Here is a 17,080-nt window from a genome sequence, read left to right as displayed (position 1 = left end):
TTGCGTAACTATTTATTTACAATATTACATTCACATTTACAGTAATTATTTTTAAAATGAAGTTATAAATAGTCAGTGGAAGGCTATTTTCAGTTATAAAAAAACGCCGAATTATCGGCGTTGTTGTAATTGATATCGCACTCGTCGATTGGACCCCAACCAACAGCGCTGGGGCCTTAACTCGTGTTAGCTGGCTTTTTCTGCTTCATCCTGATCAACCGCAAAGCAGGCGACCATTTGATCACCATATTGCTTCAGTTGCGGCTGTAGTTGGGTGCAAGTCCCAAACGCCCGACGACAACGGGCATTAAATGCGCACCCCGGTGGCGGGCTCATGGGGCTAGGTAGCTCACCCGTCAATTTAATTCGCTCACGGCGCATATCAGGGTTCAGCCGAGGGGTAGCAGAGAGCAATGCCTGTGTATAAGGGTGGCGTGGGTTATTAAAAATGGCTTCTTTACTGCCTTTCTCAACACAGCGCCCCAGATACATCACCATCACTTCATCAGCAATGTGCTCAACCACTGATAAATCATGGGAAATAAAGACATACGACAGACCCAGTTCCTGCTGCAAATCCATCATCAGGTTCAATACCTGAGCCCGCACCGAAACATCCAGTGCAGAAACCGGCTCATCGGCAATCACCACATCGGGATTCAACATCAGCCCACGAGCAATGGCGATACGCTGGCGCTGACCGCCGGAAAACATATGGGGATAACGGTCATAATGCTCGGTTTTTAGGCCGACCTTTGCCATCATTGCCAATGTTTTCTCACGCCGCTCTTTGCTGTTGAGATTAGTATTGATTTGCAGTGGCTCTTCCAGAATCTGCCCCACTTTCTTACGTGGGTTCAGCGAGCCATAAGGGTTCTGGAACACAATTTGAATCTTCTGACGCCGTAGTTTTTCCGCACTTTCATCCGGCTTAAGCAAATCCTGACCCTGGTAGTAAAGCTCACCGCCAGTTGGGATCTCTATCATGGTCAGCAAGCGGCCCAGTGTGGATTTACCACAACCGGACTCGCCAACCACGGCCAATGTTTTACCGCGCTCCAAGGTGAAAGAAACCCCATCCAGTGCTTTAACCAGACGCTCTGGTGCAAAGAACCCTTTTTTGACCGGATAGTATTTTTTCAGGTCGATAGCCTGTAATAGCGGCTTGGATACCTGTGATTCTTTTTTCATATCAGTTGGTTGGCTCATAAGGTCGGCCTCCCCGCATCATCGAGCGGTGTATGACATTTAACCTGACGCCCCGCTGGCCCCAGCAGTTCTGGCTCTTCACGGCGGCAACGATCATTGGCATACGGGCAACGTGGGTTCAATAAGCACCCGTCAGGACGGTCATATTTACCCGGTACCACACCCGGTAACGACGCCAGACGCGCTTTATCCTGAGCAAACTCCGGTAAGGCTCGTAACAATGCCTGAGTGTACGGGTGCCGTGGCGCGCGGAAGATTTCCGAGGCTTTACCGGTTTCCACTACCTGACCGGCATACATCACAATAATATGATGAGCCGCCTCAGCCACCAGTGCCAGATCATGGGTTATCAACAGCAGCGCCATATTTTCACGCTGCTGTAACTCCAGCAGCAATTCAATAATCTGGGCCTGAATGGTCACGTCCAGCGCAGTCGTTGGCTCATCAGCAATCAACAATTTCGGCCGACAAGCAATCGCCATCGCAATCATCACGCGCTGGCTCATCCCGCCGGAAAGCTGATGCGGATACACATCCAGACGTGACGCGGGATCAGGAATGCCCACCAGCGTCAGCAAATCCACCGCCCGCTGACGGCGGGTTTTACGGTTGCCGCCCTGATGCACCTTCAGCGCTTCCATAATCTGAAAACCGACGGTATAGCACGGGTTCAAACTGGTCATCGGGTCCTGGAAGATCATGGCCACTTCCGAACCCACTAACTGACGTCGCTCTTTCTCGGAAATCTTGGTCAGGTCACGGCCATTAAACTCCAACTTGTCAGCCATCACTTTGCCGGGGTAATCAATCAGTCCCATAATCGCCAGTGAACTGACCGACTTACCGGAACCGGATTCACCCACAATCCCTACCACCTGCCCTTGCTCAATGCTGTAGCTAATACGGTCTACGGCCTTGAACGGCGCACCTTCGTCACCGAAGTGCACCGATAATTTATCTACATTTAAAAGTGCCATCTCTCTCTACCTCTGTTACTGCTTGAGTTTGGGGTCGAGAGCATCACGCAGGCCGTCCCCCATCAGGTTAAACGCCAGAACCGTCAGCAGGATCGCCACACCGGGGAAGGTCACGACCCACCAGGCGCTTTGGGCGAACTGCAACACGTCAGAGAGCATGGTGCCCCATTCCGGTGTTGGCGGTTGCGCACCCATGCCGAGAAAGCCGAGAGCCGCCATATCCAGAATGGCGTTAGAGAAGCCGAGAGAAGCCTGCACGATTAACGGCGCAAGGCAGTTGGGCAGGATATTGATAAACATCTGGCGCATCGCACCCGCCCCAGCCACTCTTGAGGCCGTTACGTAGTCGCGGTTAACCTCAACCAGCACCGCGGCACGGGTTAAACGGACATAATGCGGCAAGGCAACAAAGGTCAATGCGAGCGAGGCGTTAACGATGGAGGGGCCAAATACCGCCACCAGCACTAATGCCAGCAACAGGCTTGGCAGTGCCAGCATGATATCGACAACACGCATGATGATGGCATCAACGATACCGCCAAAATAACCGGCCAATAAACCGAAAATCACGCCCATCACCAGTGATAGCACCACCACCAGACAACCCACCAGCAGCGAGAGGCGAGCACCGTACATCAGGCGAGATAAGACATCACGGCCCACATCATCGGTACCCAGCAGGAATTTCCAACTGCCGCCCTCTTCCCAGACCGGCGGTTTCAGTAACGCATCACGAAATTGCTCTGCCGGCCCGTGCGGGGCAAGCCAGGTAGCACCGGCAGCAATCAATAGCATAATAATAATGTAGAACAGGCCGATAACAGCCCCTTTATTGCGCTTGAAATAGTGCCAAAACTCCTGCAATGGAGTCATCGGCTTCGGCGCACTTTTTACTGTAGACTCAGTAAGTTGAGACATTCTGCGCCCCTTATTTCTTGTGACGAATACGCGGGTTAACTACGCCATAGAGCACATCTACCAGCAAGTTAACTAAAATAATCATGATTGCGACCAGCAACACACCACCCTGAACCACTGGGTAATCACGGCGTTGCAAAGCATCCATCAGCCAGCGCCCTAACCCCGGCCAGGAGAAGATGGTTTCCGTCAGGATAGCGCCTGCCAGCATGGTACCAACCTGCAAACCAATCACGGTAACCACCGGCAGCAAAGCATTACGCAGTGCATGGACCACAATCACCCGCATCCGGCTCAGGCCTTTCGCCCGCGCAGTACGGATATAATCTTCACCCAAGACTTCCAGCATCGAGGAGCGCGTCATACGCACGATGACGGCAAGAGGGATAGTCCCTAAAACGATGGCAGGCAAAATCATATGCATCACCGCGTCTTTGAAATCACCCGGCTCACCCCAAACAAAGGTGTCAATCAGCATAAAACCAGTCAAAGGCAGGCTGTCATCAAGGAACACCGTATCACTGACGCGCCCGGAAACCGGAGTCAGGTTCCATTGGACCGAGACCAACATAATCAGCATGATGCCCCACCAGAAGATAGGCATCGAATAGCCGGTAAGGGAGATCCCAACAGCGGTGTGATCGAATATTGAACCGCGTTTAACTGCCGCCAACACCCCCACCGGAATACCCACCGCGATAGCAAACAGCATCGCGCAGATCCCCAGTTCCAGTGTCGCTTTAAAGCGTGGGACGAACTCTTCCCAGACAGCAATACGGCTTTTCAGCGAGATGCCGAGGTCGCCATGTAATACGCCATTCACATAATGGAAGTATTGTTGATAGAGAGGCTTGTCTAGCCCCATTTCCGCCATGATTTGAGCATGACGCTCGGTGGAGATGCCGCGTTCCCCAGCCATGATGGTCACCGGGTCACCCGGGATCATATGGACAAAAGCAAAGGTCAGCAAAGTAATGCCGATAAACGTTGGGATAACTAACCCCAAACGTCGGAGTATGAACTGCAACATATCCCGAACTCTCTGTGTAGAATGCCGGGCTGCTCGTGGGCAACCCAGCTTATTAAAACCTTCCTAATAAGCTATTTTACTTGCCATTTTGACCTAGGGCAGTGCTCACCACCGTCACGTAGCCATGATTTACAAGGTCATGGTGTCCGCTCCAGTGCTTGCGCGCTGTCCATGCTCAAAATTTCTGCGACAATGACACTTATTGGGAGAGGTTATATGGCTCACATCTGTATCTGTTTTAACCTATACCCTTCATACTTCAAACTGCATGTGCGTTGGCTACACTCAATCACCCGAATCACTTACTTCAGTAAGCTCATCGGGACTCATTCGCTTGCCGCCTTCCTGCAATTCGAATTATTTTGGGTATCAATAAGAAACCGGCGAACATGCTTTTACACATACTCACCGGCCTTATGCGCGGTTAAAATTAATCCAGGGACACGTTCTCGAAATGGTGTTTACCCAACGGATCTACAACATAACCCTTCACTTCTTTACGCACTGGCTCATACACAGTTGAGTGAGCAACAATCAGCGCCGGAGCTTGATCATGCATAACAACCTGAGCTTGTTTGTAAAGTGCGACACGTTTGTCATGATCAGACTCAGCACGAGCAGGCTGAATCACGTCTTCAAACGGCTTATAACACCATTTGGAGTAGTTGGAACCTTGCTTGGCCGCATCACAGCTAAACAGGGTGGCGAAGAAGTTGTCTGGGTCCCCATTGTCCCCAGTCCAGCCCATCATCACCGTTTCATGCTCGCCGTCTTTAGCACGCTTGAGGTATTCGCCCCACTCGTAAGTCACTATCTTGGCTTTCACACCAATTTTCGCCCAATCAGACTGGATCATTTCAGCCATACGACGAGCATTCGGGTTGTACGGACGCTGAACTGGCATTGCCCACAGATCGATAGCGAATCCATCTGGTAGGCCCGCTTCTTTCAACAGCTCTTTCGCTTTAGCCGGATCGTAAGCGTAATCTTTCACGTCATCGTTGTAGCCCCACATAGTCGGTGGGATCAGGTTCTTGGCTGCTTGACCAGCACCCTGATAAACCGCATCAATAATCGCTTCTTTGTTAACAGCCATGGTCAACGCCTGACGAACCTTCACGTTATCCAATGGTTTTTTCTCAACGTTGAAGGAGAGGTAACCGACGTTCAAGCCAGGTTGCTCCATCAGGTTGATGGTTTTGTCTTCTTTCATGCGAGCAATGTCAGCCGGGTTAGGGTATGGCATAACCTGACATTCATTTTTCTGCAATTTAGCGTAACGGACTGACGCATCTGGTGTAATAGAGAACACCAAACGATCAATTTTCGGCTTAGTACCCCAGAAACCCTCAAAGGCTTTGTACAGGATACGGGAGTCTTTTTGGTATTGTTGCAACTGGAATGGGCCGGTACCGATTGGGTTCAAATCGACTTTTTCCGGGGTGCCTGCTTTCAGCATCTTGTCGGCATATTCAGCAGACAGGATAGAGGCAAAGTCCATCGCCAGATCGGCAAGGAATGGCGACTCAGGACGCGCCAATTCAAAACGCACGGTGTTGTCGTCAACTTTAACCACATTGGTGATCAAATCACCCATACCCATGCCCTGGAAGTATTCATAGCTGCCGCCAGACACTTTATGGTACGGATGTTTGTCATCTTTCTGACGCATGAAGGAGTAGATCACATCGTCAGCATTGAGATCACGGGTCGGTTTGAAGTCTTTATTATCTTGCCACTTCACGCCTTTACGCAGATGGAAGGTATAGCTTTTGCCATCTGGGCTAACTTCCCACTTTTCAGCCAGACCAGGTTCAATTTCGGTAGTACCGAGTTTGAATTCAACCAGACGGTTGTAGATGGGTACCGAGCTGGCGTCATACGTTGTGCCAGAGGTAAAGAGCTGCGGGTTGAAACCCTCAGGTGAACCTTCAGAACAATAGACTAATGTTTTTGCTTGTACACTGGCCGCCACGGTCAGTGCAATCAGCCCAATACCGAATTTCAGTATCCCTGTTTTTCCCAAGGAAATCGTCATCGCTTGTGCTCCATTATGGTGATGTGTGTTGTGTGTACGGCCAGACCCTATAATTTTTTCGTCCGTGGACTGTACCGTTTTGGCTCATTAGCCGCAGGGATGCGGGATTGAGATGTCGGATAAAAGCTATCACGACAGCAATTTTGAATGCATTGAATCACCCAAACTGCTCTCTATGACTCCCCCTGAGGGTACCAATTTGGCAACAGTTGGTGGCAACGTCAATACGGTCTGAAAGGTTTTATCAAGACAATGAGAAACAGCATGCAAACATAAAAAAAACTTCTCGTTAACATTATTAGCATGAAAAATTATGCTAGCGGTAATATGCCAGCGATATTGACTGGCTAATTAGAATAAAGCAGTCGCAACATCCAGTGACAAACGAAAAAACTTTGTTGCTAAATGATGCATATCTGGTCGGATTTTTTTGTAATCTCGACAGAAAACAGGAGGAAATGCTGTCGTGACAGCCGATAAGTGACGTGATCGTTGTCACATCCAGCCAGAATTTCACACATCTTGCGTGCCGTTAAAAAAGCAAAGTCAGCTTGCCACCCCCCTCACCGTCCAAGAGATAGCAAGGCTTCATACGAAAGTGCACCCTAATGGTGCCCCTTATGAGTGCATGACTGCGCAACAGATATTATCGGTGACCAAATCATGTCAGTGGGGGCGATTTAGATTAAGGAAATAGCGGGATGGATAGGCAAATTTGGCAGAAAAAACACAAAAAAAACCCTGACTTAAAAGTCAGGGTTCTTAAATTTGGTCGGCGAGAGAGGATTCGAACCTCCGACCCACTGGTCCCAAACCAGTTGCGCTACCAAGCTGCGCTACTCGCCGAATCGGGGCGCATCTTACTGCTACGATTTTTGGCCGTCAATCACTTTTTAACAAACGCTGAGTGACTGTTGTTAAAAACATCACCAACGGCTAAAACTGACGCATTTGCACGTAAATCAGGCTTCCGCTTGCTTTAATTCTGGCGATTGCGCCCGTAGGAATGGCAGCAAGAAGAATGCAGATAAACAGGCCGCAATGGAAATAACCACAAAGAAACCATTCCAGTGCCAAACCTCCATCACGCGGGCAATGGGGTAGCCAGATAAGGCCGCACCCAAGTAGGCAAACAACCCAACAAAACCGGTAGCAGCTCCCGCAGCATCCTTATGTGAGCATTCAGCGGCAGCCATACCAATTAACATCTGCGGGCCAAAAATGAAGAAGCCAATAGCAAAGAAGCAACTCGCCTGCAAGATGTAACTGACACCCGGCATAATCCACAACGACGCCACCGAGAGGAAAATTCCAATAGCAAATATCAAGTTCATTGGCCCACGGTTGCCACGGAACCACTTATCAGAACCCCAACCTGCCACCAACGAGCCAATAAAACCCCCCACCTCGAACAGTGAAATCGCCGAGTTGGCCGTCATCAATGAATAACCTTTCTCTTGTGTCAAATAAAGGTTACCCCAGTCATTGATAGCAGTACGAACGATATAAACCAGCACGTAAGATACCGCCAGCAACCAGATATATTTGTTGGTTAATACATAGCGCTTCACAATCTCTTTATTTGATAGCCCCTGGCCTTCAGATTCCTGGACCAATTCCATCGCATCATTGCGCCACTTACCCACACTCGGCAACCCCATCGTGCTCGGCTTATCACGCAAGCGCCAACACATCAGTAAACCGATCACCACACCGATAATACCAGGGATAATCATGCCGTAACGCCAGCTAAAGTGCAGAGAAATAAAGCCGACCAACAAGGGAATCAGTGCACCACCAAAGTTATGCGAAGTATTCCACATCGCCCACCAACCCCCGCGTTCTGAGCGCGAATACCAACTGGTCAGGATTTTGGAACAAGGCGGCCAACCCCAACCTTGGAAGAAGGCATTAAGGATCCACAAAGAACCAAACACAAGCAGTGACGAGCTCATGCCGAACAGGATATTGATAACCCCGGTCATAACCAACCCAATGCCCATAAAGTAGCGCGGATTTGAGCGGTCACTTATCATGCCGGAGATAAATTTAGAGCAACCATAAGTGATATAAAAGAGTGTGCCTAAAATCCCGACATCAGACATGGTCAGCCCTAAATCACTCAGCATTGCAGGCATGATGAAGTTAAAGCTTTTACGGGTGAAATAGAACGCAGCGTAGCCGATATACATCGTCCACATTAGTTGAATACGCCAATATTTATAAGACGAATCAATTTGCGCTTGATCCGTGACGGGCGGCACGTTATCGCGGCTTTTGAGGAAAGACCACATGTGAACCTCAGAAATTTTTTCAAGTAGAGTCATCATGTTCCTCGTGCGTACAAAACCAATGAGAAAAAACCCTGCAAAAACCGAGAATATTTCTTAGTTTTCATTAGCTGGCAGAGAAACTGTGGGCAAGATCACATTTAAACAGGTGCCGTTATCGACACTCAGCGTAAAATCCCCCCCTAAAGCACTCACCCGTGATTGCATACCTCTTAGCCCATAACCTGGGGTTAATGTCGCCAAATCAACACCTTTTCCATTGTCGCGAATCGTCAGTGTTATCTGTTTATCATTCTGTTGTGCATTAATTTCAATCCGGCTGGCAGCACCATGGCGATAGGCATTGGTTACTCCCTCCTGACAGATACGGTATAGGGTGATTTTCAGTGTTTCATCTATATCAGCGTCACTGAGTTGCCAGTTAAGCACACCGGTCACTGATTGATCCTGCGGAATAAGTTCACGGATTAGTGCAGCAATAGCCGCCGATAAGGGCAGATTATTCAATGCCGCAGGCCACAGTTTCGCCAAAACATCATGGACACCATCGTAAACCCGCAACGCCAGCGTCTCGACCATTTCGGCACTGGCCAATACCTGTGGTTGGGTAGTTAACCGTTTGATAATACTGGCTTGGGTTCGGATAACCGTCACTGTCTGCCCAACCTCATCATGCAGTTCACGTGCAACATCACGCCGGGCATGTTCTTCGGCCACCACCAATGCTTTAGCCAACTCACGATTTTCATTCAGCCGTAGCTGTAATTGGTAATTTAACTCGCGCTGACGCTGGATCCCCGCACCTAATAATAAGCCGGTCAAACTCTGCGCCAATAACGACAACAACAAATCACGGTGTGAATCTAATTCTGCGGGGGTATTGATCAATAACACCATGCCATTGAGCAATGTGGCCACCACCGCCCCTTGCCAACCATAGCGATAAGACATAAATACAATCGGGATTGCCAAACAGAACGGTGCAAACAAATACAAATCTGACTCGGTGACATGATGTTGTAGCCATATGCTCAAGGCGAATAGCAGCAGATACCACAGGATATGGCGCAAACGTAGATTAATGGGTTTATGAATCAGCCCCGGCTCCAGCGGAGCCCAGATTTGACGCGCCAGATAGTGCCACAACAACAGACAAATCGGCGCGATGGTAAATCCACCCACCAACCCCAATAACAGCGCCATCGCACCCTGACCACTGTTAATTTGCCATCCTAATGCTTGTATCAATGCAGCACCAAAAATCACCACACCTTGCATCAAGGGCCACTTCCATTCACTGCCGCTGCTCTGATTGCGCAACAGCCAAGGAGAAGCGATAACCGCCAATAACGTGGTCGCCAGCAGTAAGGGAATCGCAGCCCACAGCAAGCTATAAGGATAGCCAAACTGATCGGTCAGCAGCCACCATAGCAGTGCATCACCCAACAGAATGCCCGGCCAATATTGACGTGGGCTTTGCAATAAAATGCCCATCCGCAGGCCAAACGGGAACAGCAGTAGTGCCTGTAACGGCCGATCAACTAATTGAGTGCCAACGGACCATAAACAGAAAGCTGCAGTGATATAAATAAATAACAATGCCAGCAGCATAATAAAACGCTGCATCATAGATTCAATACCTGCTTAGCTAACTCAACGTTATTACTGACACCGAGCTTGGAAAATAAGTTAGCGCGATGAACATGCACGGTTTTCGGTGACAGGCCAAGTGACTCGGCTATCTCGCGCACTTCCATTCCTTGCGCTAATAACAAGGCAACTTCCCGCTCACGTCGGGTTAAGGGGTCAACAGCAATACGAGTCAATTGTTGGGCGATTTCAGGCATCAGATAGACGCCGCCACTGCCAACGGTACGGACAGCGGAAACCAGATCTTCTGGCTTACAACGCTTGGATAGGAACCCCCGCGCACCACGCTCCAACGCCATTTCCACTAGCGCCGGGCTGTCGTGCATCGAGAGCATAATGACCCCCATCCCTGAAGGGAAGTCTTTCAGTAAATCTAAACCACTCTCATCAGGCATCGAGATATCACAAATACAGATATTCGCCTGTAGGCTAGGTAATCCGAGGCGTGCCTGTTTTGCTGAACTAAACTCCCCCACCACTTGAATATCGTCTTCCAGAGAAAGTAGCTGGGCAAAACCTGAGCGCACAATGTCATGATCATCAATAAAGGCAACACGGTAAGTCATGGAAGACTCCAGCCAGTAGGGATTGGAACTGGAGTATACCGTAACCTAAAAGTGACAATGGGATTGGAATCAAAAATCATTCCGTATCGGATTATACTTGTGCTAAATGTTTATTTTGCGGGCCGCCCCGGTGCCTGGCACCAGTTATTCTGGGCATTAATGCCGCCATCTGGCGAGGTATAACCTAAACAACCCAAAATAGAATCAAACAATTCAACCTGACGATGGGTCTTACCCACCCGCTGCTCAGCCTGTAGTTGCTCAAAAGCCGCGAGATGATCCGGTTGCGCCAGGAATTTGTCCGAGGCCCAAACCATCAATGGCACACGGAATTGCTCCGGGGGCGCCATTTCACGTGGTGTTCCATGGAAGTGGGAGTTCTCGTCAATAGACTCACCATGATCCGATGCATAAAACACTAATGCTTTTTTATCCCGCATTTGGTCAATCACATTTGCGATAAACGAATCGGTATACAGCACACTGTTATCAAAAGCGTTCACCAATTGCTGCTTACTGCAAAAATCATCGACCCCCATACATTCAGGCTGATAGCGGGCATAACTGCGGGGATAGCGTTGGGAATAGAGGTAATGTGAGCCTTTGGTATGCAATACCACCAAATGCTTGCCTACAGGATAACGTCCCAGAGACTCCTTCAATTCATCAACCAGCAGCATGTCATCTACCGGCTTATCATCGTTGCGCTTCTCTGAAGCAATCAATTCACGGAACGAGTAATTATCAGTATTCGCATTGTTGTAGAACCAAATTTCGCTCTGCATGGCAAACAGTTCAGAGGTAAAACCCAATGATTTCATCACCGTAAACACATTTTGCTCTTTCAATGTGCGCTGTGGATTATTCTCAGTGCCGCCTTCGCGCACAAACATGCAGCGCAGTGAAAGTTTGGTTGAGGTATCACAAGATGCGCCACGGAAAGCGACTAAATTCTTCTCTTTACTCAGGCGAGGAGTGGTATCACGTGGGTATCCCAACAACCCCATATGATCCCAACGCGTTGTTTCGCCAATGATAAACACAACATAGGTGTCATCAATACCGGCAGGCGCGATATAAGTATGGTGTTCGGTCGGGTTATACAATGTTACCGCATCATAACGCTCGTTATATTGGGTATAAGCATATAAACCCAATGCAGCCAACCAGTTAGAGGGTAAATATGAGTGAGCAACCACACCGCCATAACTCGGCAAATCCACCGTTTTCAGTTGCTCATTAGCATCTTGTACATTATCCAGATAGCGTAACGGCAACCAAACCAGCGCCACAGCAACCGCCATCAACAAAATAGGCTTAATACGCTGCCCTGGTGTCAAAAATTGCTCAAGCAGGGTTAGCCGCAGAGTGTTTTTCCAGATAAGTAGTAACGGTAGTGTGCTGACCAATACCATCCAAATGACAAAATGTAACCCGATGACTTCTTTCGATAAATCTGTATCGGTGGTCAGCACCGAAATAACGATGCCGTAGCCAATGACAACATTGAAAAAAGTCATGTAATAGCTGGCAGCGACAGAAATTAGGACCAGCAGGGTGGCAATAACACGATAAAACCACCGGCCACCGAGGGAGATCACCCTCATAACAAAAAAGGTAAACAGAATAATGGCCATCACTTCGATGATAGCAGACACGACTTTTATGCCTTGGATACCTTGGCTAAAGGAGTCAAAACGACGATAAAAGACAGATATATTCAGGAAAATACCAATATAAACAGCCAACAACAAAGAAATGCTTTGCTGTGATAAAGATTTAACTCTGTCCATATAACGCCAGGTCTCCAGAGACACTATTTGCGGCTTGAATCAGTCAGACAGTGAACCCCCCCTCAGGTTCAGTGCGAGATCAATAAGCATGCTATTGATTTTAGTTACAAGAATTATCTTAACAATTCTTAGTTCGTCAATCCACGAACTAGCGCATAGTCTCTAGAGGATATATTGGCTTATTTATTTGAAGTTAGAGCAGAAAATTTGGGGATGCAGCATATAGCCCACAAGATAATTCTCATGGGCTGCTGAGATGAGAAATTGGCTTATTTGATATTCAATGTCACATCAATATTGCCACGCGTGGCATTGGAATATGGGCAGACAACATGTGCCTTTTTCACCAAATCTTCTGCTACGCTACGCTCGATACCCGGCAAGCTGATATCCAGTTGCACTTCAATACCAAAACCAGTTGGAATGGCACCAATACCCACGGTACCTTCAATGCTGGCATCATCCGGCACTTTCACCTTTTCTTTTGATGCCACAAATTTCAGCGCACCAAGGAAACAAGCTGAATAGCCCGCAGCAAAGAGCTGTTCTGGATTAGTCACAGCGCCCCCCGCCCCACCCATCTCTTTTGGGACGCCCAATTTCACATCCAATACGCCATCTGAGGATGTTGCCCGACCATCACGCCCGCCAGTGGCTTTAGCTTTGGCACGGTATACGACTTTTTCAATAGACATTTTGCTTTCCTTTCTGGGTCAGTAAATATGAACAACAGCTACGACTTGAAAGTATGGCACTCATTATGAAAAAGCCCCCGATTCGGAGGCTTTAACATCATCTTATTTCGCTGGTGCGTCTATCTTGTCATCTATCCGCTGCAACATGTACGAATAGAATGGATTTGATGAGATACGCATCAGTGAGTCTAACCCGACAACCAGTACCGCCCGCTCACCACGAGCGGCAAAAGTCCCCAAGCTGATACCGTATTGGTCACGCGGTTCTGGATAGCGGCCATACAGCGAATCACTCATTGGGAATGGCAATGCCACGTGGGATAACGAGAAAATGTCCGGTGGGTAAATCAAGCCGGTAGGTACTGAAACCTCGTTAGTCTCACCCGCCAAGGTAGTCAGCGCCACTGTTTCATTACTTTGCGGTGAAACGTTGGTAATCACCGTTACGCTATAATTACGTGGTGGTGGAGGCAACAAACGCGCCAGAGCAGTATAAGAAGAAGTTCTTAATAGCGGGCCGAAACTGGCGGCACGGTTCAAATCGAACAGCACCACTTCGCTACCATTCTTCGGCAAGTGGTTATAAAGAGCAGTAACAACCGCACGAGTACTGACCGTTGAATCCATTAACGACTGGAAGGTCAGAATCGGAGGTAACTCCTCCATCTTATTGTTTCTGGCATCACGCGCAATTTGCTGTTGCAGCACAGACGTCAGTAAATAAGACTGACGGGCAGCATTCACTGGGAACGAGTTATATTTGAAAGGATTAAACTCCGGCACAATCCCCAACCAGGCAGCTTTAGCAAAGGCCGGGAAGATAGCGGGCCAACCGGCAATACCGGCAAAACGCGCAAAACTGGTGACACCGATCATCGGGGATATCAAGATAACCCGCACCGGTTTCGCCAGTGTTGGGTCATCCATTGAATCCAACGTATATTTCATTGCCAACGCGCCGCCATTGGAGAAGCCGACCACGTGTAGCGGTAAATCAGGGCCACTCAGTGCTTTGGCTTCACGAACAGCTAAGCGCGTTGCCGCCAGCCAGTCCTGCCATTCAACATCGGTCAGAGCCGCAGGCACTGTTCCGTGAGCGGGCAAACGAATACCAATGGCAACATATCCACGCTGACGATAATTTTCAGCAATATGACGCAGGCTATAAGGGGTGTCAGTTAAACCATGCAGTAAGACCACAGCACCTTTAGGTTTACCTTCTGGCTCAAGAATATATGAGCGATTCCAGTCATTTTTGAAATGTGGGGGGTAAATCGAGCTACCAGAGTAATAACGATTTAATGGAATTTCATTCCTTGGTTCCAGTTTCTCGGTAACATTAATCCGCACTTCATCGAAAAGGTTATTTTCAGCTTTGATGTAATCCGCCCAACTGGCTTTATCAATCTCAGCCGCGCGCATATCATGAGGAACAAACGTATGCCAAAGCTCGAGCTTTGGGCCACGTTGTGTATCGTAAATTCGTATCGCCAGTATGGTAACTGACATTACCACCAAGACCAGTACAATCCGTTTAATCCACCGCTTAATGGCTATGGCAGGCATGGGCCGCTACTCCGTATGTATATAATTTTTCACAATTGAGGTCAGTTTATCACCATCTGGCCACGCCGCTACTTTAAACGCAAAACATTATCTTGGTATATAGTGCGATAACAATAAAATGAATATGTGATTATTCCATCAACTCAACATCTTTAGACGGGGTAATTATCCATTGCTCATCGGACCCCACTCTATAATTAAATAGTCTGAAGCATTAAGTAACCTGATTTAATTTTGTCGTGAGCTGACCTCAACAGAATCCTTCATCTACCGGGGTAACATCCTATGAAAAAAACTGAACCCGTGACCGAGCAGCCGCCACTACAGACACGTAAAGTCGATTATCTCCGCTACCATCGTGCTCATGAACACTTATCAACCCCTTTCGGCAACAGTTGGTTTGCCCAGAAAGCAGAAGCTTTTGCCCGTTTTTTCGGCACGCCAGTCTTCCTTGGCGCACAAACACTCATTGTGGTGATCTGGATTGGTCTGAATGTGATGGGTATTGTCAAATTTGATATTTACCCGTTTATTTTGCTAAATCTGGCTTTTAGCTTACAGGCGGCCTACGCAGCACCCCTTATTTTATTGGCGCAAACCCGCCAGGCAGAACGTGATAAGGCTAATGCACAAGCCGATGCACAACATCGCGAGGCACTAGCCATTGCGAATGAAGAGCGGCAAAGAATGGCAGCGCAAAATGCGGAACAAATGCTGGAGTTACTGCGGCAGAATACAGAACTCACCACCCTGACCAATCAATTAACCACCCGCCTTGAAACCATGGCGTTAGAATTACACCAAAAATTGGTGATCAATGTGCCGACTCGCCCCCCACAGAGCTAAAAAGCAACAGTATGGCCGCTGAATCGATCATCAGCGGCCAGTCGTGGCTAAACCTCGCGACTTTCTATCTGTTTTTGCAAACTCTCTATCGGTTCTTGAAGGGACCGTGGTGAAGCCTTGCGTAACCAGACCCACCAGGCGAGAGTCATTAATACTACCCACGCCACCCCAACATACATGGCGATACGGGTATCAGGGAAGTAACCTAAAACCGCGATAATAAATGCCATAAAGATGATGGTCAGAATCGGTGCCACTGGCCAGAACGGTACCGGGAATGTCAGCCGGGCAATATTCTCTTTGCTCATAGAGCGGCGCATCGCCACTTGCGAGATAAGGATCATCAGCCATACCCAGACCGTCGCAAAGGTGGCAATCGAGGCAATAATCAGGAATACATTTTTCGGGATCAGATAGTTCAGCACCACACCACATAACAGTGCGATTGCCATCACCAAAATAGTCATCCATGGCACACCATTACGGGTCAGACGGCTAAAACACTTCGGTGCCAGCCCTTCTTGCGCCATGCCGTACATCATGCGACCCGCACCGTAAATATCACTGTTAATGGCGGAAATAGCCGCGGTAATAACCACCAGATTCAAAATATTAGCAGCAGAACTGATACCTAAACTACTGAAAATCTCAACAAAAGGACTGCCATTTTGCCCAATACTATTCCATGGATAAATAGCCATCAGCACAAACAAGGTCAAAACATAGAACAATAGAATGCGTATCGGTACGGTATTAATGGCACGTGGTAGTACTTTTTCTGGGTTCTTTGCCTCACTGGCCGTGACACCGATAATTTCTATCCCCCCAAAAGCAAACATCACTACGGCAAATGATGCAATCACCCCCGTCAAGCCATTCGGCATAAATCCTTGATGAGACCAGAGATTACTGACACCGGTGCTCTCATGACCTGCACCAAAGCCAAACATCATGATGCCCAAGCCGGCAGCAATCATGGCAATAATCGCCGTCACTTTTAGCAACGATAGCCAGAACTCCATTTCACCAAACACTTTGACTGAGCAGAGATTCAGCGCACCAATAAAGAAAATAATACTCAGCACCCAAACCCACTGTGGCGCATCAGGGAACCATAACCCCATATAGATACCGAATGCGGTGACATCAGCCAACGCCACAATAATCATCTCAAAGGTATAGGTCCAGCCAGTGAGAAAACCGGCCAGCGGCCCAAGATAACGGCTGGCATAGTGACCGAAAGAGCCTGCTACCGGGTCATGCACTGCCATCTCACCCAGCGCGCGCATCACCATAAACACGGCCGCTCCGCCGATGAGGTAAGCAAGTAAAACTGCTGGTCCCGCCAGACGAATCGCCTCGGCAGAGCCATAAAACAGACCGGTCCCAATGGCGGAACCTAACGCCATAAACCGGATATGCCGGGCACTGAGGCCTCGTTTGAGCGTGGATGAATCATTCTTCATGGTACATTCTCGCAAAATTTGTGCCTTTTCAGGCA

The 17,080-nt window shown here is 48.5% G+C and carries 13 protein-coding genes and 1 tRNA gene; 1 reads left to right on the top strand and 13 read right to left on the bottom strand.

The annotated features are described in order from the left end of the window. Positions 1 to 186: 186 nt before the first annotated feature. From dppF to Q2T72_RS00415, 12 genes are all read right to left on the bottom strand, one after another. Positions 187 to 1,191: a dipeptide ABC transporter ATP-binding subunit DppF gene (gene dppF / locus Q2T72_RS00470; RefSeq protein ID WP_083163965.1), complete on the bottom strand. Its 1,005-nt coding sequence runs from the start codon at positions 1,189 to 1,191 to the stop codon at positions 187 to 189. Between the two features lie 14 nt (positions 1,192 to 1,205). Next, a complete protein-coding gene (gene dppD, locus Q2T72_RS00465; protein ID WP_083161397.1) occupies positions 1,206 to 2,186 on the bottom strand; it encodes a dipeptide ABC transporter ATP-binding protein in 981 nt (326 codons plus the stop codon). A gap of 15 nt (positions 2,187 to 2,201) precedes the next feature. Further along, a complete protein-coding gene (gene dppC, locus Q2T72_RS00460) occupies positions 2,202 to 3,104 on the bottom strand; it encodes a dipeptide ABC transporter permease DppC (protein ID WP_083161399.1) in 903 nt (300 codons plus the stop codon). 10 nt (positions 3,105 to 3,114) lie between these two features. Beyond that, a complete protein-coding gene (gene dppB / locus Q2T72_RS00455) occupies positions 3,115 to 4,134 on the bottom strand; it encodes a dipeptide ABC transporter permease DppB (RefSeq protein WP_005174906.1) in 1,020 nt (339 codons plus the stop codon). Positions 4,135 to 4,564: 430 nt separating this feature from the next. Beyond that, positions 4,565 to 6,172 carry a dipeptide ABC transporter periplasmic-binding protein DppA gene (dppA, locus tag Q2T72_RS00450; protein WP_083161401.1) on the bottom strand — a complete coding sequence of 536 codons (1,608 nt, stop codon included), beginning with the start codon at positions 6,170 to 6,172 and terminating at the stop codon, positions 4,565 to 4,567. 769 nt (positions 6,173 to 6,941) lie between these two features. After that, a tRNA-Pro gene (locus tag Q2T72_RS00445) sits at positions 6,942 to 7,018 on the bottom strand. Positions 7,019 to 7,134: 116 nt separating this feature from the next. After that, positions 7,135 to 8,466: an MFS transporter gene (locus tag Q2T72_RS00440; protein WP_083163967.1), complete on the bottom strand. Its 1,332-nt coding sequence runs from the start codon at positions 8,464 to 8,466 to the stop codon at positions 7,135 to 7,137. Between the two features lie 93 nt (positions 8,467 to 8,559). Then, the gene (gene uhpB, locus Q2T72_RS00435; protein WP_372568458.1) at positions 8,560 to 10,092 is read right to left on the bottom strand and encodes a signal transduction histidine-protein kinase/phosphatase UhpB; all 1,533 of its coding nucleotides are present in this window, start codon (positions 10,090 to 10,092) and stop codon (positions 8,560 to 8,562) included. Continuing rightward, positions 10,089 to 10,679, bottom strand: a complete 591-nt coding sequence (gene uhpA, locus Q2T72_RS00430; RefSeq protein WP_372568457.1) for a transcriptional regulator UhpA — start codon at positions 10,677 to 10,679, stop codon at positions 10,089 to 10,091. The genes uhpB and uhpA overlap by 4 nt, the downstream gene beginning before the upstream one ends. A 110-nt stretch (positions 10,680 to 10,789) precedes the next feature. After that, a complete protein-coding gene (gene eptB / locus Q2T72_RS00425) occupies positions 10,790 to 12,472 on the bottom strand; it encodes a kdo(2)-lipid A phosphoethanolamine 7''-transferase (protein ID WP_372568456.1) in 1,683 nt (560 codons plus the stop codon). Positions 12,473 to 12,741: 269 nt separating this feature from the next. Beyond that, positions 12,742 to 13,167, bottom strand: a complete 426-nt coding sequence (locus Q2T72_RS00420; RefSeq protein ID WP_004713820.1) for an organic hydroperoxide resistance protein — start codon at positions 13,165 to 13,167, stop codon at positions 12,742 to 12,744. 102 nt (positions 13,168 to 13,269) lie between these two features. Further along, positions 13,270 to 14,733 (bottom strand): carboxylesterase, encoded by a 1,464-nt coding sequence (locus tag Q2T72_RS00415; protein WP_083161409.1) that lies wholly within the window; start codon positions 14,731 to 14,733, stop codon positions 13,270 to 13,272. 285 nt (positions 14,734 to 15,018) lie between these two features. On the opposite strand from Q2T72_RS00415, the gene Q2T72_RS00410 reads away from it, so the two are divergent. After that, entirely contained in the window at positions 15,019 to 15,579 is a 561-nt protein-coding gene (locus Q2T72_RS00410) for a DUF1003 domain-containing protein (protein ID WP_083161411.1), read from the top strand. Positions 15,580 to 15,626: 47 nt separating this feature from the next. On the opposite strand, the gene Q2T72_RS00405 is transcribed toward Q2T72_RS00410, so the two are convergent. After that, entirely contained in the window at positions 15,627 to 17,045 is a 1,419-nt protein-coding gene (locus Q2T72_RS00405) for an amino acid permease (RefSeq protein ID WP_083161413.1), read from the bottom strand. Positions 17,046 to 17,080: the final 35 nt, after the last annotated feature.

Origin of the sequence: Yersinia sp. 2466 StPb PI, from assembly GCF_041538325.1 — a bacterium.
GTDB classification, from domain to species: Bacteria; Pseudomonadota; Gammaproteobacteria; order Enterobacterales; family Enterobacteriaceae; genus Yersinia; species Yersinia enterocolitica_E.
This window is presented reverse-complemented; position numbering and strand designations above follow the sequence as displayed.

Bases quoted from the DNA above. Each gene is read 5' to 3' on its own strand.
- dppF (WP_083163965.1), bottom strand. From the start codon at position 1,191: ATGAAAAAAGAATCACAGGTATCCAAGCCGCTATTACAGGCTATCGAC.
- dppD (WP_083161397.1), bottom strand. From the start codon at position 2,186: ATGGCACTTTTAAATGTAGATAAATTATCGGTGCACTTCGGTGACGAA.
- dppC (WP_083161399.1), bottom strand. From the start codon at position 3,104: ATGTCTCAACTTACTGAGTCTACAGTAAAAAGTGCGCCGAAGCCGATG.
- dppB (WP_005174906.1), bottom strand. From the start codon at position 4,134: ATGTTGCAGTTCATACTCCGACGTTTGGGGTTAGTTATCCCAACGTTT.
- dppA (WP_083161401.1), bottom strand. From the start codon at position 6,172: ATGACGATTTCCTTGGGAAAAACAGGGATACTGAAATTCGGTATTGGG.
- Q2T72_RS00440 (WP_083163967.1), bottom strand. From the start codon at position 8,466: ATGTGGTCTTTCCTCAAAAGCCGCGATAACGTGCCGCCCGTCACGGAT.
- uhpB (WP_372568458.1), bottom strand. From the start codon at position 10,092: ATGATGCAGCGTTTTATTATGCTGCTGGCATTGTTATTTATTTATATC.
- uhpA (WP_372568457.1), bottom strand. From the start codon at position 10,679: ATGACTTACCGTGTTGCCTTTATTGATGATCATGACATTGTGCGCTCA.
- eptB (WP_372568456.1), bottom strand. From the start codon at position 12,472: ATGGACAGAGTTAAATCTTTATCACAGCAAAGCATTTCTTTGTTGTTG.
- Q2T72_RS00420 (WP_004713820.1), bottom strand. From the start codon at position 13,167: ATGTCTATTGAAAAAGTCGTATACCGTGCCAAAGCTAAAGCCACTGGC.
- Q2T72_RS00415 (WP_083161409.1), bottom strand. From the start codon at position 14,733: ATGCCTGCCATAGCCATTAAGCGGTGGATTAAACGGATTGTACTGGTC.
- Q2T72_RS00410 (WP_083161411.1), top strand. From the start codon at position 15,019: ATGAAAAAAACTGAACCCGTGACCGAGCAGCCGCCACTACAGACACGT.
- Q2T72_RS00405 (WP_083161413.1), bottom strand. From the start codon at position 17,045: ATGAAGAATGATTCATCCACGCTCAAACGAGGCCTCAGTGCCCGGCAT.